Raw genomic sequence first — 20240 nt, forward strand, 5'->3', positions numbered from 1 at the left:
TTTAAATGAATATACTATATGAGAGTTTTTCAAGTTATGAATATTTACCCCCCATTTATTCCTTATCTAGAGTCAAAATATTCGGTAGAAAATCTTTCTTTTGAAGAACACAGAGCCTTGTTACTCAAAAGTCGTTTTCATGCTTTACATATTTTAAGCCCTTGTTTGGAAAATGAAGGAAATGGCTTTTTTACTATGTGGGGATATGAGAACTTACAATACAAGTGGGCTAGAGAAAATGGTTTAAAGACAAAAAGTTTAAAAGAAATTTTATTTGCTCAGATAAAGAAATTTAAACCAGATGTGTTTTACAATTTTTCAACAGATAATTTTTCAAAGGAAGAGTTAGATTTGAACTTAAGTCCTAGTATAATACGTATTTGTTGGTCGGCAGCACCTTTTCGAAATCCAGAGTTTTTTAAATTATATGCTACACGTCTTACAAATTATCCTGAAGATATTTTATTAAAAGAAAAAGTTGGATATAGAAATGATTTATTTCAACCAGCTTATGATGATGAAATGAGCGTATATGCCAAAAATGACAAACGCCCAATTGATTTGTTCTTTTATGGGCAATACACCAAAGCAGGATTTGATAATAGAAATAAACGATTAGAGGCATTATTATTATTTAAAAAAAATAATCCGCATTTGAATATAAAACTATGCTTACAGTATATAGAAAAAGAGCATATATATGTAAACATACCTTATATTAGGAGATATTTAAGGCGAATAGACTTTCCTCCTAAAATTGTTCGGAAATATTCATCTGCCCCTATTTATGGATTAGATTTGTATGATGCAATAAGTCAAAGTAAGATAGTATTTAATGCAGGAGTAGATTTTACAAAGAACTATAAAGTTAATATGCGAAATTTTGAAGTTTTGGGATGTGGAGCACATATGATTTCGGACGCAGGAATTTATCCTGAAGGTTTTGAAATGGGAAAGCATTTTTCTACGTATCATAATATGGAAGAGTGTTTCACTAAAATTAAAGCCTTATTGCAGAATGATGCCAAACGAAAATTAATTGCTCAAGTAGGGCATGAAATGGTTCGTAAACAATATTCAAAAGAACAACAATGGAAATCTTTTAAGAAAATTGTTGAATCATTATAAAGTTCATTTTGTCTAAAAAAATAAAGATGAAAAAACCATATCAAATACAATTTGAACAAATAGGAGCACCACACCTAGGCTATATTAGTGTTGCAGAAATTCAGGATAATATACCATTTGAAATAAAAAGAGTTTACTGGACGTATTTTACACCAAATCATGTAGAACGGGGAAATCATTCTCATCGTGCTTTAGAACAGGTGATTATATGTGTTGCAGGAACTATATATTTTGAATTTGAAAGTGTTGGAGGAGAAACTTTTGAATTTGAACTGGATGAACCAAGTCAAGGTATTTATGTACCTTCTGGATATTGGAGAAGGATGAAGTTTTCTCATAATGCTGTTTTGGTTTGTATGGCGTCACAGTTATATGATGAAGCAGATTACATACGAGATTATAATGAATTTAAAAAATATATATAATACATTGTTTATGAATGTTGAGTTTGTTGATTTTGACAGGATGTTTTTAGGGTATTCTTGGAAATGGTTGAATGATCCCGAAATAAAGAGATTGACAAATAGTTCATCCTTTACTAAGGAAGAGCAAGAGGAATGGTATAATTCACTAGAGTCTATATCAGCTCATTATTTTATAAAAGGAGTTTGTCTTGATAATAAACCAATTGGAATTACAGGATTGAAAAATATATCCTCAAGGGAGGGTGAGTATTGGGGATATATAGGAGAAAAGGAACATTGGGGAAAAGGCATTGGTACACAAATGTTAGAGTATATAATGAAGAAAGGAAAAGAAGACGGTTTAGAAAGAATTTATTTAAAAGTTAGTTTAAACAATGATAGAGCAATTTCTTTATATAAGAAATTGGGTTTTATTGTAGTGGAGGATATAGAAAGACAGCTAAAGAGTGAGTTATATATGGAGTATAAGTACTAATTTTATGAATTAAAAATTTAATAAATAAATGTTTATAACAGAAGATTCACATTTTTATCATGTTTTTAAAAGCAAGGACCATATATTTAATAGTATTGAATTTCAACTACTCAATAAAGATAAAGTAAATTCTTTAGCAACTTTAGTTTTTGATAATGGGGGAAAACCTAAAATAGCGTTGATAGGAGGCGTAAAAAAAGGGATATTAAAAAGCCCTTTTTCTGCACCATTTGGTGGCTTCAGCCTACTTCGCCCCTCTGTTCGGCTATCAGATATTCAAGCTGCAATAGATAATTTATTTGTATGGTGTAAAGATAATGGAATCAAAGAAATTCATATTACTTTACCACCTTCTATTTATGGAGATGCAGCAATTGATAAACAATTAAATTCTTTATTTATAAAAGGTTTTTCTGTATGTTATGTAGATTTGAATTATAGTTTTTCATTGAGTGATTTTGATAATAATTATACACAGAAAATAAGAAGTAATGCTCGCAAAAATTTGAAACGAGCCTTGTTAACAGAAGGATATAATTTCAAACATGTAGTTAGTTTGGAAGAGAAAAAAAAAGCCTATAATGTGATTGCGAAGAATAGGTTTTCAAGAGGATACCCCTTGAGATTATCTTGGGAAGATATACAAAAAACTTCTAAGGTTATTAATATTGATTTCTTTTTGGTACAATTACATGAAAATTCTGTAGCTGCTGCTATAGTTTTTTATGTAACAAAAGAGATTGTTCAAGTTGTTTATTGGGGAGATATTGTAGATTATCATATATATAGACCAATGAATTACCTTTCTTATAATTTATTTAAATATTATAAAAATAAAGTTAGTGTAATTGATATTGGACCATCTACAGAAAAAGGGATACCCAATCATGGTTTATGTGAATTTAAAGAAGGGATTGGTTGTTCAATTAGTTCAAAATATACTTTAATTAAGAAAATATAATGATTAAGTTTTTAGATCTTCAGAAAATTAACGCTCAATATAAAGAGGAATTGGTCAATATTTCTAACCAAATTATCAATTCAGGGTGGTATATATTAGGAGAATCCGTCAAAAAATTTGAACAACAATTTGCAGATTATTGTGGGACAAAGTATTGTATTGGTGTAGCCAATGGATTAGATGCATTAGTATTAATTCTGAGAGCTTATATTGAATTAGGTAGACTAAAGAAGGGGGATGAAGTTTTAGTGCCAGCCAATACTTATATTGCTACGATACTAGCTATAAGTGAAAATGGTTTGACACCTATATTAGTGGAACCTGATGAAATAACTTTTAATATAGACTTAAGTCAAATAGAAAAAGTTATTTCGAGCCAAACTAAGGCCATTATACCAGTTCATTTATATGGACAAGCAGTAGATATGACTACATTGGGGCAAATTGCAAGTAAATATGACCTATTAGTAATAGAGGATGCTGCGCAAGCACACGGAGCTTGTCATGAAGGAAAACGTTGTGGAAATTTAGGAGATGCAGCAGGCTTTTCTTTTTATCCTGGCAAAAACTTAGGAGCTTTGGGAGATGGAGGTGCAATTACTACTAATGATACAGCGTTAGCTCATATGGTACGGGTATTAAGAAATTATGGATCAAAAGAAAAATACCATAACCAAGTTATTGGTTATAACAGCCGGCTTGATGAACTTCAAGCAGGTTTTTTGTCTATCAAACTTTCTTCTCTAGACAAAGATACTAGTCAAAGGAGAAAAATAGCTAAAAGGTATAGTACAGAAATTAAAAATCCATTAATTTCATTACCTATGTGGAAGGATGATGATAGTCACGTATTTCATTTATACGTAATTAAAACACAAAATAGAAATCACCTACAAGAGTATTTAAATAAAAAGGGAATCCAAACGGTAATTCATTATCCTATTCCACCCCATAAGCAACAAGCATATGCAAAGTGGAATAACTTGAGTTATCCAGTTACGGAAAAGATACATCAAGAGGTGCTGAGTATCCCAATTAGCCCAGTTCTAGACAATCAAGATGTTACGAAAATTATTGAAGCGATAAATGCTTACAATGGATAAAAACATAGATACGGAACTGCATCAAACTTTAGTAGATTATGCTCACGATTTATGCCAAGAAGGTGCATTAACTGATGCTGTGAGCTTAATTTCTAAATTAGCTTATTTAGAAGGAAGAGATTATATAGGGTATTTATCTTCTATTCGTTTAGAAGTATTGTTATTAAAGATAGCACAAAAAACATTTCCCAATTCTAATTTTAAAAAAAAGGAAAAAAAAGAACGAAAAGTACTCCACATCGGAACAGAATTTTATAATATAGGAGGACATACAAAGGTAGTTTTAGATTGGATTGAAAATGATATTTATAGCAATTCAGAAATATTGCTAACTAACCAACAACAACAAGTCCTACTACCAGAAGGCATTCCTAAACATTATTTAAAAGGAACTTCTGAAATAGATAAGGCAGTAATGTTAAGAGATTTTTTGTATAAAAATTACTTTGATGTTATTGTACTTCATCAGCATATGGAAGACATTGTTCCTACACTCGCTTTGTGGGATATAAGAAAAAAAACAGGTAGCATAGTTCTGTTTTATAATCATGCTAATTTTCGTTTTTCTCTAGGAAATATTATAGCAGATAAACGGATAAACTTTAATTCTGGAGATGTTGTTATTTCAAAGAAATATCGATATCCTGTAAATGATTATGTATTGAACTTCGTATTAGGGGAAAAGAAATACAAAAAACCTTCTTCAGAGGTACTTATCAAGTATAGGCAAGAAACAGGTTTAGAAGAATCAAAGGTGATTTTTTTTGCAATTGGTTCTCCATATAAATATGCTCCTTTTGAAGAACAAAATTTCTTTGCTGAATGGAATCAATTCTTGTCTAAAAATCATCATTGTACATTGATTGTCGTAGGATCAACAGAAGATGATTTTCGACGGTTTTGCCCCAATCTAAAAAAAGTAGATAATTTATTACTTAAAGGAAGAGTTACAAAGCCAATCGTTTACTACCAGATTTCAGATTATATAGTAGACACTTACCCATTACCTGCAGGTTTGGGTACTTTAGATGGGTTATATTATGGATTACCTCCAATTTTGTCTTATCAAGAAAATTCTGTATTGCTAGGAAAAGCTGTGAATAAACTCTATCCTGATACAATCGTTAATTACTTATCATATACTAATAAACAAGAATACTTTGAATTTATTGAAGAGGAAATTGAAACTAAAGCTTATAAGAAGTGGGCTAGTCCTATAATTGAGAAGCACATAGAAGATAAATTTCTTTTAAAACCATGGCAAGAACAATTGGAGAAAATCTATGCTGAACCTTGCAAACCTATTGCTCCTTTTGATACAACAAAAGATATTTTAAATAAATCAATACCATCTCAAAAGTGGTATAAATTTACAGCTTCCCCAACTAGAAGCTTTAACCTAATAATATTAGCATTTAAGCATAATATCCCTTTCAGTTTTAAGCTTTTGGCTATGTATATATGCTTAATTATTAAGAACAAAAGCTTAAAGAGGGCAGGGCTAAGAACATTTGTTAGTTATTTGTTGGGAAGGTATAAAAGAGATAATGTAAAAAATGGTTAAAGTTTCTGTTATACTTCCTAATTATAATCATGCTCAATACCTACAAAAGCGTATTGATACTATATTGTATCAATCTTTTCAAGATTTTGAATTAATTATTATCGATGATAATTCTAGTGATGATAGCAAAAATATTTTAAATAAGTACAAAAATCATGATAAGGTATCTCACTTGATTTATAATAAAATCAATAGTGGAAGCCCTTTTGGAAGTTGGAAGAAAGGCTTCGAATTAGCTAGAGGAGAGTATATTTGGATTGCTGAAAATGATGATTGGGCAGAGCAGAATTTTCTGGAGGTATTAGTGGAGAAACTAGACGAGTATCCCCAAGCAGGTATTGCTTATACTGATTCTAATATTGTTAACGAAAAATCAAAAAAAATAGGTACTTGGAAAAAAATAAAGAACAAAAAATTCTCAACTCATAAATGGGAGAAAAATTATGTCAAAAAAGGCATGACAGAGTTATTGGAGAATATGCTTGTTGTAATGACTATTAATAATATGAGTGCTTGTCTTATTCGTAAGAGTGCTTTGCCCAATATGTCTCAAATAGAAAATTTAAAAGGTGCAGGAGACTGGCTTTTGTGCACTCTAGTTTTGTTAAATCATGATATTGTTTATTGTGCGAAATCATTAAATTATTACCGAACTCATGACCAAAATATTACCAAATCTAATGATAAATCAGGATTACTGTTGATAGAAAATATGAAGTTTTATTCAATAGTTCTACCTCAATTAAAAGAAAAAGAAATTAATTATTCTGCCATAGAGTTCGATATTTTGGATCGATATTTATTTAAATATACAAGTACGAAAACGATTACTTCGGCAAAAAAAACAATGATAAGACATTTAATGTTAAAAATATCGATACACTTTTATTTTAAATTCATGTGGATGTTATTTAAATATAGAATTAAAAACTTTTTCAAAAAAGCAAAATAAATGTCAACGATATTAGTAACAGGAGGTTGTGGGTATATTGGTAGTCACACAATTGTGGATTTAGTTGCCAATGGTTTTGAGGTGGTATCTGTTGATAACAATGTCCGTTCGAATCGAAATGTATTGTTTGCTATAGAAGAAATCACAGGTATGAAAGTAGAGAATCATGCCATAGATATTTGTGACTTGGAGGCACTTAGAAGTGTTTTTAGACAATACAAAGAGATCAAAGGAATTATTCATTTTGCAGCCTACAAGAGCGTTCCTGAATCTATTCAAGAGCCCTTAAAATATTATCAGAATAATATAAATGGCTTGCTAAATGTATTAACTTGCATAAAAGAGCGTCGGATTCCCAACTTTATTTTTTCTTCCTCCTGTTCTGTTTATGGAAATGCAGAGGCATTGCCAGTTTTTGAACACACAACTATTGGTACCGCCGAAAGTCCTTATGCGTATACCAAACAAATGGGAGAACGAATCATTCAAGATTTTGCAGTGGCAGAGCCGTGCACCAATCATATTCTATTGCGATATTTTAACCCTGGGGGATCTCATCCAAGTGCTAAGATAGGAGAAGTCCCTCAAAAAGGAGCTTATAATGTTATCCCTTTGTTAGTAGAAGCATTATTAAAAAAACGTCCGCCTTTTGTTGTCACAGGAAATGACCACAATACACCCGATGGAAGCTGTATTAGAGATTATATCCATGTTATGGATGTCGCTAGTGCCCATACCAAAGCACTACAGTACCTGTTAAAAGAAAAACAACAACATAACTGCGAGGTATTTAATATTGGAATAGGAAAAGGAGTGTCCGTATTAGAACTAATTGCCGTATTTGAGCAGGTGACAGGACAAAGATTAGATTATTCTATAGGAAGTAAACGGGCAGGAGATATTTCTGCTATCTATGCAGATGCAACAAAGGCAATGGAATTATTAGAATGGAAACCTAAGTACAAGATTGATGAAATTTTGTCTACTACATGGAAATGGTACCATAGTGATTATAAAATATCTTAAACAATTTAATGCATATTATTTTCTACATATCTCGTTTTGGAATAGGAGGCATTCAAACCTTTGTCATTCAATTGGCAAAAGAATTGATTCAACTACCGAATGTCAAAGTATCCATCTTTTGCCATCATCCAGAGCAAGTAGATACTAGTTCTAACGAACCAATTCCTGCTGAAATTGAAATTTTGACATTATCAAAAAATGCCAAAACAATTGTTCTAATCAATAAATTGAGAAACTGGATAAAGAAAATAATTCCTTCCTTTGATTTGAAAGAATGGTTGACAACGCGTTATTTTTTGAAGTTGTTAAAAAATAAACAAGTAGATGTCATTCACAATAATATTCAGCTAGGAGATGAAAATGTTTATTTAGCTCAACAGCGGTTAAATATCCCTTATATTACAACTCTACATGGTGCTTATAAGCACATACTGAGACAAGAGGTTTCGGAGACAGAGAAAAAGATATTAAAAAATACTTTAGAAAAATTACTGTCTACGGCATCGGCTATTGTCTATTTGTCACCAGCGAATATTCTTCCTTTCAAAGAAATTTTTCCCAACCGTTCTTTTGTAGATGAATCGTTATTTTTGAAAATCTATAACGGTTTGGCTGAGCAGCAAGTGGTGACTGGTTCTGATTCACTGAATAATAAAATTACCTTTGGAATGGTCGCAAGGGGACATCAAGACAAAGGTTGGATTGAATTGTTAGAAGTAACAGACGAGCTGCTAAAAGCAGGATACGAGCAAATAGAATTGCGCCTTTTTGCCGATGGTGATTATGTTGATAAACTCATGCAACAGAAAGATTGGCACCCTAATATAAAGTATATGGGAGCCACGCATTCTCCTATCGCAGAAATTCTTAACTTTGATGTTGGATTGTTGCCTTCATACCATGAAGAAATGCCATTCACTATTATAGAATACTTGGCTTGTGGAAAACCTTCTATCGCTACGAATGTAGGAGCGATAGAAGAAATGTTGTGCACCGACTCAAAGGAAGTTGCAGGAATCTTAATTCCATTGAATACAGAAAAAAAGGTTTCAAAAGCACATTTAAAAGCAGCTATGTTAGCATTTGTAAAGGATTCTAATTTAGTTTTAAAATATGGAAAACAAGCTCAAAAAGCCTTTGAAAAATTTAACATTAAGAATACTACAAAACAGTATTATAACGTCTATCAAAAAGCCTTGAAAAAATGAAAACAGTCATCTTTGCTGGAGGGTTAGGCTCTCGAATTTCAGAAGAATCACATATGCGTCCCAAACCGATGATTGAAATCGCAGGTAAGCCTATCTTGTGGCATATCATGAAAATGTATCAAGCACATGGACACAACGAATTTATAATTTGTTTGGGCTACAAAGGATATATGATAAAAGAGTATTTTATTAATTATTTTTATCACAATTCAGATATCACAGTAGACTTAGCAAACAATCAAGTTGAGGTGCATCAAACGAATTCAGAAAACTTCAAAGTAACCTTAGTGGATACAGGGTTGCATACAATGACTGCTGGTCGATTGCAACGAGTCGAAAAATATATTGGTGAGGATGAAAATTTTATGTTGACTTATGGCGATGGAGTTTCTGATGTTGACATCAAAGCATTGGTCGATTTTCATCATGCACACGATAAAATAGCCACTGTCACTACCGTACAACCTGCGGGGAAATTTGGCGTATTGAACACAGATTCAGAAGGAACAGTAACCGAGTTTGTAGAAAAACCCAAAGGTGGTGGAACTTGGATTAATGGTGGTTTCTTTGTTTTGAATCGAAAGGTGTTTTCTTATCTAAGAGACAAAGACATGACTCCAATTATGTGGGAGGATGATCCTATGCGTGATTTAGTAGCTGATAATCAGCTGGTTTCTTATAAACACGATGGGTTTTGGAAATGCATGGATATATTGAGAGACAAACGTGATTTGGAACGTATGTGGGAGAGTGGAAATCCTGCTTGGAAAATATGGTAAATTAAGAATCTATGGTAACAGGAACAGAGCTTAAGAAATTCTTTGAAGGAAAAAAAGTTTTTCTGACAGGACATACAGGCTTCAAAGGTGCTTGGATGACGGTTTGGCTGAATCGTTTGGGGGCGGTAGTTAAAGGCTATGCTTTGGAAGCCGAAAACCCTTCGTTGTATGTTGATATAGATGGAGATCATTTGTGTGAATCGGTAATAGCAGATATTCGAAATGCACAGCAATTATCTAGTGCTGTTCAAGAGTTTCAACCCGATATTATTTATCATATGGCGGCACAACCATTGGTGTTGGATGCCTATAATCGCCCTGTATATACATTTGAAGTCAATGCCATTGGGACGGCAAATTTGTTAGAAGCAGCAAAGTTGGTGGACAAAAAATGTACGATTATTAATATTACAACCGATAAGGTATACGAAAATAGAGAATGGTTTTATCCTTATCGTGAGAACGATCACTTGGGAGGCTATGACCCTTATAGTGCTAGTAAAGCTTGTGCAGAGTTAGTTAGTGCTTCTTATCGTTCTAGTTTTTTTAATCTTAAAGACTACTCCAAACATCAAACGAGTTTGGCTACAGTACGTGCTGGAAATGTTATTGGTGGGGGAGATTGGGCAGAGAATAGAATTATTCCTGATATTGTTCGGGCGGTGAGTGATGGCAAGCAAGTGACCTTAAGAAATCCTCATGCCGTGAGACCTTGGCAACACGTCTTAGAAGCATTGTATGGCTATTTGCTGTTGGCAATCCGCATGGACGAGGATCCTATTCGATTTTCTGAGCCTTATAATTTTGGTCCTTTGTTCGATGAAGCGATAACAGTAGAATTTTTAGTTCAGCAAGCAATAGAAGAATGGGGAAAAGGCTCTTACGTGGTAGAACAACAAAAAGGTCAGTTGCATGAGGCAAAACTGCTGCGCTTGGATTGTTCTAAAGCGGTCAATGAGCTAAAGTGGTATCCGCGATGGAATGCAAAACAGGCTATCCAGAATACAATTAAATGGTATAAAGAGGCTTTAGACAAAAAACAAAGTCCTTTAGAAATAACTCGTGCCCAAATTCAGGCTTATTTGTCTTAATTTTTGAGTATTTTAGTCGAGTAATGCAGAATCACATTAAATTATTACAAAAAAAAACTGTTTTCCCTTGAAATTAAGGGGGATAGTAGTATATTAATTTTCTGAATCTCTTAAAAATAAGTTGATCCAAATTCGTGAGAATGTCTACGGTAAGAATGGTAACACTTACAAACTAAAATACCATTAACTCTAGACAAACTATAAACCATTCTTTCGTTTCACTTATTTGTAGCAAATTAAGGACTAGTTAAGTGCTTGAAAATACCCGATAAACATGAGTACCTTAGATTCTCCAACTAGACTCAAGGCAAGAAATATTATAAATAGTACCTGGTTTAATATGACCATATTAGGACTTATTGTTCTAAATGGTTTACTAATTGGTGTGCAAACGTATAGCCACGTGCCAAGTTACATTCAGGTCGTACAGCTTTGCATCTTATTTGTTTTCTTTATAGAAGTAGTCTTGCGTTGGCACGGAAGGAGGAGCACTAGAGAGTACTTTGCCGATCGCTGGAATTGGTTTGATGTTTTCATTCTAGTTATTGGTATTATTCCTGAAGTTGCAGGGATTTTGTTTACCGACATGAACGATCAACAAAATTCTGTTTTTGCGACGTTGCGTGTCCTTAGAATTGTGCAATTGACCCGTTCTATTCGAGCAATAGAAGAGCTCAGAGTCTTAATAGGCGTCTTACTGAAGTCCATCAAATCTTTATCCTATATTGCGGTGTTATTCTTGCTTATTATGTACATCTATGCTATAATGGGAGTCACACTTTTTAAGAATAAACAATACAGTCAATCCGAACATTTGGAATTGACGATTAGCAATCCAGATCCTTATGGTAGTTTAGGAGAGGCATTTTTTACCTTGTTTAGAATTTTAACAGGAGAGGATTGGACAGATTTGAGGTACAATCTATTGAAAAATGAATATACAGCTAAAGAGGATGGTATGAATACGGTCCCTGCTGCTTCTAATTGGGTTGTAACCATCTATCATGTCTCTTGGATGGTTATTGCAGCTTATTTGCTCGTTAATTTAGTCGTTGGGGCAATTGTTAATAACTTTCAACTGGTTTTGGATGCACGACGCGAAGAAGAAGAGCGATTTAAAAATAAAAAAGACAATCAAAATCCAGCTATCAATAATCCTGATGATGGTCGAGATGATGATAAGTTGCCTCCAAGAAGAACAACCAAACGTCCAAAAGTTTAATACAGAACATCATCTCCTCCCTTACTCTGTTAAGAAATAATAGAGTATAATATAGGTATGATCAAAAAAAATCCCATACAAAGCTTGTTGTACAGGATTTATCAACTCTTTTAGTATTGAACAACTCCACAGAAAAGTAATTTTCTAAACAAGAGTCGGCTGTGGTTAAGCTTGTCCTTTTGGAGTATTGAAATTCATTGGAAATGGATTGGTATTCAGATCTACATCTTTAATAGGTCCGTTGGCAGCTTCATAGCGTTTTAGATTTTCTCTCAAGGCATACATCAAACGCTTGGTTTGTTGAGGTGTCATGATAACTCTAGATTTGACCTTTGCTTTTGGAACATTAGGAACCAAACGAATGAAATCTAGAACAAATTCAGAATTAGAATGAGAAATGATACTCAAATTTGCATAAACACCTTCTGCTGTTTCTTCAGATAATTCAATATTAATTTCGTTTTGTTTTGGTTGATGATCGTTCATGAACAATTAACTTTTAAAGAACCTATTCGATTCTTTTATGATGGAATAATTTAGACCTATGCTGAGGATAGTCTTATAGATTTCATAGATATAATCAAATTAATACGATTTTCTCACAAAGTATTGATTATATAATATAAATAATTTTCATTATTGGGATTCATTACAATAGATACAAGACCAAAATACGGAAAAAAATAGTAGAATTTAAGCTTTGACCCAGTCGGTATATTTTCTTTAAGAGTTTAATGAAACAAAATAGGCGAGTTCAAAAGAGAATGAAACGACTTTTAATCCATTTTTTTTATGATAATTTTATAGAATGAACTTGCATAATCCTCTGAAAAGCTATATATTAAGTGTGCATTTTTTGTAGACATTGCAAAATGCAATAAAAAAAATATTTTTTCTGTCCCAGAGGTAACGTTTCGTTATTTTACAACATTAATTACCAAAATAACAAAAACTCCTCACATTTATAAAACAATCTTATTATGAAAAATATGTCAAAATTACTCATGCTAGTGGCAGTAGTTTTATTCGCTGTTTCTTGTGATAATGCTAACCCAACTCAAAGTGCTACAGTAGCAAGTGCTGATAAAATTGATTTGAATTCCCATCGTGGTGCTAAAGAAACTCATCAAACTATTGACCGTTTCTCTCTAGCTGATATTGACGTAAATTTAGAGGCAATGGAAACCGTTGCAATGGAACAAATGAACCAAGAAAATGCAGATGCTCAGGATATTATGAATATGAATGCTGCATTGATGGGAGCTGAAAAAGAAGCTCAATTGCTAGAGGTAAAATTCTCTATGTCTGACGAGCCAGTAGAAAATGGTATGTTCATTTTTTCTATTGAATCTCCAGATGGTAAAAACTTGACATTGGAAATGTATGATGAGGAAGGTTATGCAAAAGTAGCTAATAACAAGTTTGATGTAACAGAAGGTAACAATTACAAAGCATTAAATGTTAATTCTATGGAAGATGGAGATTACTTATTCCGCCTAAAAGATGATGAAGGAAGAGAGTTAGTAAGAACCGTAAACATCAGCAATGAAAAATAGTTAGAGCAAATTAGAATTGCCTATAAAATATACAAATCGGGACACCTCACTATTAGGTGTACCCGATTTTTTTATAACTTTTTTATTAATATTATGCTAAATATGAAAATAACAAGTACATTTTTTATTTGCTCTATTGCTTTGACTCTAATGTCTTGTGAATCAGGAACAAGTCATATGGCTTCTACAGCTGTTAATGTAGGAGGATCTGTGACAGGGCAAAATGTGGTAAAGGAGCGTTTTGAATATGATGCTGCCAACCTTGAAATTATGGAACCTACTGGAATGAGAACGATCTCAGAAGAAAACGTGCTAACAAATATTCATAGGAATTTAATGGCTGCAGAAAATGAAGCAGAATTATTGGATATTAAGTTTTCTATGTCTGATGAACCAGTCGAAAATGGAGTCTTTATATTTGGAATAGAATCTGCTGATAATAAGATATTAACGATAGAAATGTATGATGAAGAAGGGTTTCACTTAACTGCTAATAATAAGTTTCATATACAAGAAGGGAATAATTATAAAGCTTTAAATGTAAGTGGAATGGAAAATGGTACTTATGTTTTTCGACTTAGGGATGATAAAGGAAGAGAGATAAATAGAAAAGTCGATATTGCCCATGAACAAAAATAAAGAAAATTTGTTCTTATAAGTAAGAAAACATTATATCTTACTTGAAAATTTGTTGCTATTTGTTTTATGTAACGATTTGTTTTTTATCACATTTTTAAAGAAAAAAAAGTTTTTTTCAGAAAAAATAAAGATAAAATTTGTTTTTCTAAATTTAGAAAATTAACTTAGTATATAGACAAACGTATATGTAAACCTATTAACAACATAGATATACGGTAACATATTCCCCTTTTATACCATTAATCAATATTAAAAACAGTTTTATTAAAAAAGAGAATTATGAGAAAGTATACAAGTTTATTCGTCCTAGGGTTGTTTGTGATTATATTTACTGCATCTTGCAGCGACCAAAACAACACTAATAAACTAAATATAGATACAGAAACAACTAGAGCGGCTCAAGGTGAAGCAATGCAAGTAAACTTCCGCGGTCAAATGATTACAATCGAAGCTGGAGATATGGTTGGTACTGCAAAAGCAATGAATTCAGAAGATGCGGATGCTGAAGCTGTTATGAATATTAACTCTACATTGATGGGAGCAGAGAAAGAAGCTCAATTGCTAGATGTAAACTTCACTATGTCTGATGAACCAGTAGAAAACGGTATGTTTATCTTTGGTATCGAAACAGAAGATGCTAAAAACTTGACACTAGAAATGCACGACGAGGAAGGTTTTGCTATGGTTGCTAACAATAAGTTTGAAGTAACTGAAGGCAATAACTACAAAGCATTAAATGTTAAATCTTTGGAGCCAGGTGCTTACAACTTCCGTTTGAAAGACGATATGGGCAAAGAATTGAACAGAGTTGTTCAAGTTGCAGAAACAAAATAATATAAAATACATATATTATATGAAATCTCCCTTCTAGAAAGAGAAGGGAGATTTTTTTTTCATCGTAGAGAATGAAAGGATGAAATACTTATAGTTAAATTTTGAAGATATTTAAAGTTTGAGGTAACAGTGTTTTGGATACAGGCATAGAATAAAATAACTATTGTATATTATTGTTTATAATAATAAAAATAGTAACTTAACCTTATTGTTTGTTGATAAGAAGTCACTAAAACAGTAGTTTTCTAAAATTACAACATAGCAGCATTACCAACTATAAAAAATCAACGACCACGAAGTAACAGCGCAGCTAAGTGCTAAAATAAAATACCCCCAAATAATTAATAAGCCAACCAATTCAATTGGAAGCTTACTTAAAACCAGTTTTAAATTCATAAAACGAACAAAGATGAAAAAACCGACACAATTTCTGACACTGTCTATTATTTGCTTATTATTCTTTTCATTAACTTCTTGCCAACAAGAGTGTGATTGTGAGAAGAAAGCAAAAATGTCTGATGCAACAACTAGAGCAGTAGACCTCGATGTTAACAAATCATTTAGAGAACGTCTTGTAAGCAGCGTCTCTAGCCAAGTAAGTACAGTAAAGGATGTTCCTCGATTTAAATTTACGATGGAGATGCTTCCAGAGGGAATCCAGCCACAAGATTTGGATATCTTAACCAAAGACTTGAGCCAAAATAAAAGTGAGGCATTGGCTAATGTTGAAGCAACAGAGTTAGTGACGAGTATTTTTAATGCTTTGATTGCAGCAGAAAACTCAGAAAACCAACTAGCAGTTGAGTTTTCTATGTCTGACGAACCTGTCGATAACGGAAGCTTTATTTTTGGTATTAAGTCAGATGATGCACAAGATTTGACTTTGATGATGTACGATGAGGAAGGGTTTGGAGTTGTTGCCAATAATAAGTTTCAAGTTCAGGAGGGGAGCAATTACAAAGCGTTGAATGTAGCTAACTTGGAACCAGGAGGATATATTTTTAAACTGAGAAATGAGCAAGAGGGAAGAGAGTTAATTAGAAGAGTAGAAATCGCCGAATAAGGTATTATATTCGATTTATTTTAAAGGGTTGAACTGTATTACAGTTCAACCTTTTTTTTTAACGCATTAAGTATAAAGGGAATAAGATGCGTGCGTCATACGAAAACTTTTGCTCGTGGGATTCTGGTAGTTTATAGTTTTTCATAAAAGATCGAAAAAAGGCTTCTAACTCTATGGTATCTATATTGATAGAATTTTCGGATAAGATATACGTAATGTGGTCAAGGTTGCCATCCTTTGCAAAGAATACTTTTATCCAAATTTTTACACCTTTCAAATCAAAATCAATTTCTTCGGCATATTTTTCTATTGCCACCAAAATGTGCTGCCAGTTTTGTGTTGTTTTAATAAAATCAGCATCCGAGGCAGAAAAGAGAGAACTTTTGTAGCGAGAACTTAATTCCTCTAGTATTTCGCTACGTTGTGCTACATTGACGACTTTCGGGAAGTCGCTTTGTTGTGCCCAGACTTGGGTACTTAAACTAAAAAAGAGTAAAAAGGTTATTAAGTGATTCATAGTTTTATGTTATAATATTTGATCAATAGGCACCGAACAAGAGCTCAAAATCTAATTTAAACGAATTCTGCTTTCTTCTTGAGGTACTTAGTTTGCTCTTAGTTCAATATTTAGACCAAGAATGTAGTCTATGAAAACAGCAAATTGTTTTTTTTGCTAATAAAGCCGTATTTTGAGATGACTTAGACCCTAAGTCGATATTCTATCAAACGAAGAATACAGAAAATTATTGGAGTAATCCACAGAGCATTATTTCAGAGGCGCGTAATTATAATAAAATAAGGTATGAAAGACATAGCAAGACTAATTTTTATTCTACTTTGGATGTCTCCAATGGCAACAATAGCGCAAAGTTTACTGTCGGGTGTTGTCATAGATGCAGAAAGCAATGAGCCATTAATTAGTGTTACCGTTAGTATCAAAGAGACCACAGAAGGAACAACAACTGATCTGGATGGTAAATATAAGCTAAGTTTAGGAGAAGGAACACATACGATTGTATTTAGTTATATTGGTTTTACTAGTGTCGAAAAAGAAGTCGTGGTAGATGGTCAAACTCCCATTGTATTAGATGTAGCATTGTCTGTTGGTACTTTGATGGGGGAAACGGTGATTGTAACAGAAGGGCGTTATGAAAAAAAGCTAGAAGAGAGTACGGTGTCAATTGATGTTATAGGTCAACAGCAAATAGAGAGTAACAATGTAACTAGTTTGGATGAAATTGTAAAAAAGGCATCAGGAGTACAAATTACAGATGGTCAGATTAGCATTCGAGGTGGCGCGGGCTATGCATATGGTGTTGGTAGTAGAGTCCTTTTTTTAGTGGATGGGCAACCCTTGCTCTCGGCAGAGTTGAGTGATGTGAAATGGAATTATATGCCAGTAGAAAATGCCGAACAGATTGAAATTATTAAAGGATCGGCATCGGTATTGTATGGTTCAGGAGCTTTAAATGGTGTCATTAATCTAAGAACAGCCTATCCCAAAGGAACACAACCTTACACTGCATTTTCTATGTATGCTGGTATTTATGATCAACCTAGAATAGATTCTATGCGTTGGTTTGACCCCAAGGTAAATGCAGCCGAAATACCTATGTTTTCAGGTTTTTATTTTGCACATAGAGAACGACTTCACAAGAATGTGGATTTAGTTGTAGGTGGAAATGTTCATCTGGGCAATGGTTATTATCGAGGAGCGGATGAACGCCGTTTTCGATTTAACTTTAATACAAGGTTTAGGGTGCCCCAACTCGATGGTCGTATTTCTTATGGGGTTAATGGCAATATTATGTATCATGAGGATGGTCGCTTTTTTATGGCAAAAGACATGGCAAGTAATGCTTATTTAAACCTAGATACGATTTACAGAGATCGCTATTATTCTATTACAATAGACCCCTATTTAACAGCTTTTGACAAACTGGATAATAAGCACGATTTACGAGCTAGATGGTTTAGAATAGCGAAGGTACAACCAGGAGATGATTCGGAAGCGGATATTTTTAGTTTAGAGTATCAGTTTCAGCGAAATTTCGCCAATGATTGGATTGTCACAGCAGGTATACGAGGGCAGTTTTTAAATGTAAATAGTATTCTTTTTGCTGATGTTAATGCACATTATACCGAACGAGCGCTATTTACAGGAGGTTCGTTTGCAGCCTATGCACAGGTAGATAAGAAGTTTTGGAATCGACTTTCAGCTACATTGGGGCTCCGTTGGGAAGGGTTTGTTGTAGATACTAGCTTTATACCTGCTTTACCTATTGTTCGAGCTGGTCTAAACTATGAGGCAAGTCCAAACGATTTTATTAGAGCTTCTTTTGGTCAAGGTTTTCGCTTGCCATCTATGGCTGAACGTTATTTTAATGAACGCCTTCCAGGAACATTCTTGGGAATTTATCCCAACCCAGATTTGCGCCCAGAAACTGGTTGGTCAACGGAGTTGGCTTATCGACGAATTTTTAGAGGAAAAAATATTAAAATATATGCAGATGTCGCCTTCTTTTGGATGGAATATGATGATATGGTCGAATTTTCGTTGGGAAGTTATGCCCAAGGACCAGGGTTTAGCTTTGTGAACATTAGCAAAGCTAGAATTGCAGGTTGGGAAGTATCCACACAAGGAGAAGTTCGCATTGGTAAAGTTCCTATTAGAGTTTGGGGAGGGTATACATATAGTTTTCCTGGTGATTTGAGTGCTGACACGAGCAAATTAAGAGACCCAGGTGTTTTTATTGGAGAATTGTTTAGAACATTTGCAGAAGGAGTAGAACGAGCAGATTATCCCAACATTTTAAAATATAGAAGAATGCATACGGTTCGGATGGATGTAGAAACCGAATTGTGGGGTCTTACACTTGGTACTGCGCTTACCTATAATAGTTTTATGGATCATATTGATGCTTTGTTTGAGTATAATTTTATTACCCCTAAATTGTCGCATTTTAGGTTGATACATAACAAGGGATATTGGCTTTGGGATATAAGAGTAGGGTATCGATTTAATGATAAACAACGTATCAATCTTGTCGTTCAAAATGTACTCAATGAGGAATATGCTAGTCGTCCTGCGCAAATGGGAGCTCCACGTAGCTTTTCATTAAAATACAGTCATGTATTCTAAAATAGTAGTTTTATCAAGATGTCATTTTAACAATAGTTCGTTGAAACCACGCAGTAGCAGCGCAGCTAACTAAAAGCGCAGCGCTCACGAAGTAAACTTTATTAGTTTGATAATCAGTAAGTTGTGCCTCTGTTGTGTTTTGTGTTAAAAATTTGATTATCAAACTAATATAAATGTGCTTTTTTGTCTTTTTGGTAAAAAAAGTAAACAACTAAGCGATAGCGATCTCACGACCGCAGGGAGCTAATCAACGACCACGAAGTAGCAGCGTAGCTAACTACTAATTTTAAACAACTTCATTACTAAAAAAATTACTTCCAAGTTAAAATGCTAAAAAAAGTAGAAGGACTTATTGTTAAAGCTGTGAAATACTCCGAAACGAGTGTTATTTGCGATGCCTATACCGCAGAATTAGGGTTGAGAACTTATATTATCAATGGTGTACGCAAGAAAAACTCCAAAATAAGCCCTGCCTTAGTACAGCCAATGTCATTGGTAGAAATGATCGTATATCACCACGAAGAAAAAGACATTAATCGAATCAAAGAAATCAAACCAAGTTATATTTATCAACAGTTACCTTTTGATGTTGCTAGAGGTGCTATTGGGTTATTTATGGCTGAAGTGGCACAGAAAACGTTGAGAGAACCAGAATCGAATCCATTGTTATTTCAGTTTTTGTTCAATTGCTATCAGACACTAGATCAAACCGAGGCAAAAATTGTCAACTTTCCAGTGTGGTTCTTAGTAAAGTTATCGACTTATTTAGGCTTGTTTTCAGTTGTTAATTCACTGACAGAAGATTGTGTGTTTGATTATTCAGAGGGGCGGATTTTACCAGAAATCCCAGCTGGGCATCATTATTACTTCTCACCTCAAAACACCCATTTGTTAGCAGCATTTTTAGAATTAGACTTTGAGGCAAGTGCTCAATTAGAGTTAAGCAATCAAGATCGACGAGATTTTTTGAGTGATATGTTGCGTTATTATCAGTACCACATCGAAAATTTTGGAGAATTAAATTCCATTTTGGTTCTAAAAACAGTATTTTCTTAGAACAGCAGAACAATGT

Annotated in this window: 20 protein-coding genes; 18 read left to right on the plus strand and 2 right to left on the minus strand. The window is 33.5% G+C overall.

Features of this window, described 5'->3' with window-relative positions:
- Positions 1-18: 18 nt before the first annotated feature.
- From QP953_RS02350 to QP953_RS02405, 12 genes are all read left to right on the plus strand, one after another.
- Entirely contained in the window at positions 19-1128 is a 1110-nt protein-coding gene (locus tag QP953_RS02350) for a glycosyltransferase (RefSeq protein WP_309553838.1), read from the plus strand.
- Between the two features lie 26 nt (positions 1129-1154).
- Positions 1155-1553 carry an FdtA/QdtA family cupin domain-containing protein gene (locus QP953_RS02355; protein WP_309553839.1) on the plus strand — a complete coding sequence of 133 codons (399 nt, stop codon included), beginning with the start codon at positions 1155-1157 and terminating at the stop codon, positions 1551-1553.
- Positions 1554-1563: 10 nt separating this feature from the next.
- On the plus strand, positions 1564-2028 hold the full coding sequence (locus tag QP953_RS02360) for a GNAT family N-acetyltransferase (RefSeq protein ID WP_309553840.1): 465 nt from the start codon (positions 1564-1566) through the stop codon (positions 2026-2028).
- Between the two features lie 28 nt (positions 2029-2056).
- Entirely contained in the window at positions 2057-2989 is a 933-nt protein-coding gene (locus QP953_RS02365; protein WP_309553841.1) for a hypothetical protein, read from the plus strand.
- Positions 2989-4092: a DegT/DnrJ/EryC1/StrS family aminotransferase gene (locus QP953_RS02370; RefSeq protein ID WP_309553842.1), complete on the plus strand. Its 1104-nt coding sequence runs from the start codon at positions 2989-2991 to the stop codon at positions 4090-4092. The genes QP953_RS02365 and QP953_RS02370 overlap by 1 nt, the downstream gene beginning before the upstream one ends.
- Complete coding sequence (locus QP953_RS02375) at positions 4085-5656, plus strand: hypothetical protein (protein ID WP_309553843.1); 1572 nt, start codon at positions 4085-4087, stop codon at positions 5654-5656. Before QP953_RS02370 ends, QP953_RS02375 begins: the two co-directional genes overlap by 8 nt.
- Entirely contained in the window at positions 5649-6608 is a 960-nt protein-coding gene (locus QP953_RS02380) for a glycosyltransferase family 2 protein (RefSeq protein ID WP_309553844.1), read from the plus strand. Before QP953_RS02375 ends, QP953_RS02380 begins: the two co-directional genes overlap by 8 nt.
- Positions 6609-7634 carry a UDP-glucose 4-epimerase GalE gene (gene galE, locus QP953_RS02385; RefSeq protein WP_052597860.1) on the plus strand — a complete coding sequence of 342 codons (1026 nt, stop codon included), beginning with the start codon at positions 6609-6611 and terminating at the stop codon, positions 7632-7634. It abuts the gene before it with no gap.
- An 8-nt stretch (positions 7635-7642) separates the two neighbouring features.
- Complete coding sequence (locus QP953_RS02390) at positions 7643-8842, plus strand: glycosyltransferase family 4 protein (protein ID WP_309553845.1); 1200 nt, start codon at positions 7643-7645, stop codon at positions 8840-8842.
- The gene (gene rfbF, locus QP953_RS02395) at positions 8839-9621 is read left to right on the plus strand and encodes a glucose-1-phosphate cytidylyltransferase (protein WP_052597863.1); all 783 of its coding nucleotides are present in this window, start codon (positions 8839-8841) and stop codon (positions 9619-9621) included. Before QP953_RS02390 ends, rfbF begins: the two co-directional genes overlap by 4 nt.
- Positions 9622-9632: 11 nt before the next feature.
- Positions 9633-10712 carry a CDP-glucose 4,6-dehydratase gene (gene rfbG, locus QP953_RS02400; RefSeq protein ID WP_309553846.1) on the plus strand — a complete coding sequence of 360 codons (1080 nt, stop codon included), beginning with the start codon at positions 9633-9635 and terminating at the stop codon, positions 10710-10712.
- 274 nt (positions 10713-10986) lie between these two features.
- The gene (locus QP953_RS02405) at positions 10987-11934 is read left to right on the plus strand and encodes an ion transporter (protein ID WP_052597865.1); all 948 of its coding nucleotides are present in this window, start codon (positions 10987-10989) and stop codon (positions 11932-11934) included.
- A 165-nt stretch (positions 11935-12099) separates the two neighbouring features.
- On the opposite strand, the gene QP953_RS02410 is transcribed toward QP953_RS02405, so the two are convergent.
- Complete coding sequence (locus tag QP953_RS02410) at positions 12100-12420, minus strand: DUF3467 domain-containing protein (protein WP_052597866.1); 321 nt, start codon at positions 12418-12420, stop codon at positions 12100-12102.
- A 494-nt stretch (positions 12421-12914) separates the two neighbouring features.
- Between QP953_RS02410 and QP953_RS02415 the strand changes: the two genes are divergently transcribed.
- From QP953_RS02415 to QP953_RS02430, 4 genes are all read left to right on the plus strand, one after another.
- On the plus strand, positions 12915-13490 hold the full coding sequence (locus tag QP953_RS02415; RefSeq protein ID WP_052597867.1) for a hypothetical protein: 576 nt from the start codon (positions 12915-12917) through the stop codon (positions 13488-13490).
- Between the two features lie 102 nt (positions 13491-13592).
- Positions 13593-14129, plus strand: coding sequence for a hypothetical protein (locus QP953_RS02420; RefSeq protein WP_309553847.1), 537 nt, complete (start codon positions 13593-13595; stop codon positions 14127-14129).
- 279 nt (positions 14130-14408) lie between these two features.
- Positions 14409-14963, plus strand: a complete 555-nt coding sequence (locus QP953_RS02425) for a hypothetical protein (RefSeq protein ID WP_052597869.1) — start codon at positions 14409-14411, stop codon at positions 14961-14963.
- Between the two features lie 409 nt (positions 14964-15372).
- Positions 15373-16026: a hypothetical protein gene (locus QP953_RS02430; RefSeq protein WP_156039802.1), complete on the plus strand. Its 654-nt coding sequence runs from the start codon at positions 15373-15375 to the stop codon at positions 16024-16026.
- A 58-nt stretch (positions 16027-16084) separates the two neighbouring features.
- Here the strand turns inward: QP953_RS02430 and QP953_RS02435 are convergent, their stop codons facing one another.
- Positions 16085-16543 carry a hypothetical protein gene (locus QP953_RS02435; protein WP_052597871.1) on the minus strand — a complete coding sequence of 153 codons (459 nt, stop codon included), beginning with the start codon at positions 16541-16543 and terminating at the stop codon, positions 16085-16087.
- Between the two features lie 285 nt (positions 16544-16828).
- Here QP953_RS02435 and QP953_RS02440 point away from each other — a divergent pair, with 285 nt between their 5' ends.
- Entirely contained in the window at positions 16829-19168 is a 2340-nt protein-coding gene (locus tag QP953_RS02440; RefSeq protein ID WP_309553848.1) for a TonB-dependent receptor, read from the plus strand.
- Positions 19169-19495: 327 nt separating this feature from the next.
- A complete protein-coding gene (gene recO, locus QP953_RS02445) occupies positions 19496-20224 on the plus strand; it encodes a DNA repair protein RecO (protein WP_052597873.1) in 729 nt (242 codons plus the stop codon).
- Positions 20225-20240 lie beyond the last annotated feature (16 nt).

This window comes from Aureispira sp. CCB-E, assembly GCF_031326345.1.
Lineage (GTDB): Bacteria > Bacteroidota > Bacteroidia > Chitinophagales > Saprospiraceae > Aureispira.

Bases quoted from the DNA above. Each gene is read 5' to 3' on its own strand.
- QP953_RS02410 (WP_052597866.1), bottom strand. From the start codon at position 12,420: ATGAACGATCATCAACCAAAACAAAACGAAATTAATATTGAATTATCT.
- QP953_RS02360 (WP_309553840.1), top strand. From the start codon at position 1,564: ATGAATGTTGAGTTTGTTGATTTTGACAGGATGTTTTTAGGGTATTCT.
- QP953_RS02435 (WP_052597871.1), bottom strand. From the start codon at position 16,543: ATGAATCACTTAATAACCTTTTTACTCTTTTTTAGTTTAAGTACCCAA.
- QP953_RS02425 (WP_052597869.1), top strand. From the start codon at position 14,409: ATGAGAAAGTATACAAGTTTATTCGTCCTAGGGTTGTTTGTGATTATA.
- galE (WP_052597860.1), top strand. From the start codon at position 6,609: ATGTCAACGATATTAGTAACAGGAGGTTGTGGGTATATTGGTAGTCAC.
- recO (WP_052597873.1), top strand. From the start codon at position 19,496: ATGCTAAAAAAAGTAGAAGGACTTATTGTTAAAGCTGTGAAATACTCC.
- rfbF (WP_052597863.1), top strand. From the start codon at position 8,839: ATGAAAACAGTCATCTTTGCTGGAGGGTTAGGCTCTCGAATTTCAGAA.
- QP953_RS02380 (WP_309553844.1), top strand. From the start codon at position 5,649: ATGGTTAAAGTTTCTGTTATACTTCCTAATTATAATCATGCTCAATAC.
- QP953_RS02390 (WP_309553845.1), top strand. From the start codon at position 7,643: ATGCATATTATTTTCTACATATCTCGTTTTGGAATAGGAGGCATTCAA.
- QP953_RS02415 (WP_052597867.1), top strand. From the start codon at position 12,915: ATGAAAAATATGTCAAAATTACTCATGCTAGTGGCAGTAGTTTTATTC.
- QP953_RS02440 (WP_309553848.1), top strand. From the start codon at position 16,829: ATGAAAGACATAGCAAGACTAATTTTTATTCTACTTTGGATGTCTCCA.
- QP953_RS02420 (WP_309553847.1), top strand. From the start codon at position 13,593: ATGAAAATAACAAGTACATTTTTTATTTGCTCTATTGCTTTGACTCTA.
- QP953_RS02430 (WP_156039802.1), top strand. From the start codon at position 15,373: ATGAAAAAACCGACACAATTTCTGACACTGTCTATTATTTGCTTATTA.
- QP953_RS02355 (WP_309553839.1), top strand. From the start codon at position 1,155: ATGAAAAAACCATATCAAATACAATTTGAACAAATAGGAGCACCACAC.
- rfbG (WP_309553846.1), top strand. From the start codon at position 9,633: ATGGTAACAGGAACAGAGCTTAAGAAATTCTTTGAAGGAAAAAAAGTT.
- QP953_RS02405 (WP_052597865.1), top strand. From the start codon at position 10,987: ATGAGTACCTTAGATTCTCCAACTAGACTCAAGGCAAGAAATATTATA.
- QP953_RS02370 (WP_309553842.1), top strand. From the start codon at position 2,989: ATGATTAAGTTTTTAGATCTTCAGAAAATTAACGCTCAATATAAAGAG.
- QP953_RS02350 (WP_309553838.1), top strand. From the start codon at position 19: ATGAGAGTTTTTCAAGTTATGAATATTTACCCCCCATTTATTCCTTAT.
- QP953_RS02375 (WP_309553843.1), top strand. From the start codon at position 4,085: ATGGATAAAAACATAGATACGGAACTGCATCAAACTTTAGTAGATTAT.
- QP953_RS02365 (WP_309553841.1), top strand. From the start codon at position 2,057: ATGTTTATAACAGAAGATTCACATTTTTATCATGTTTTTAAAAGCAAG.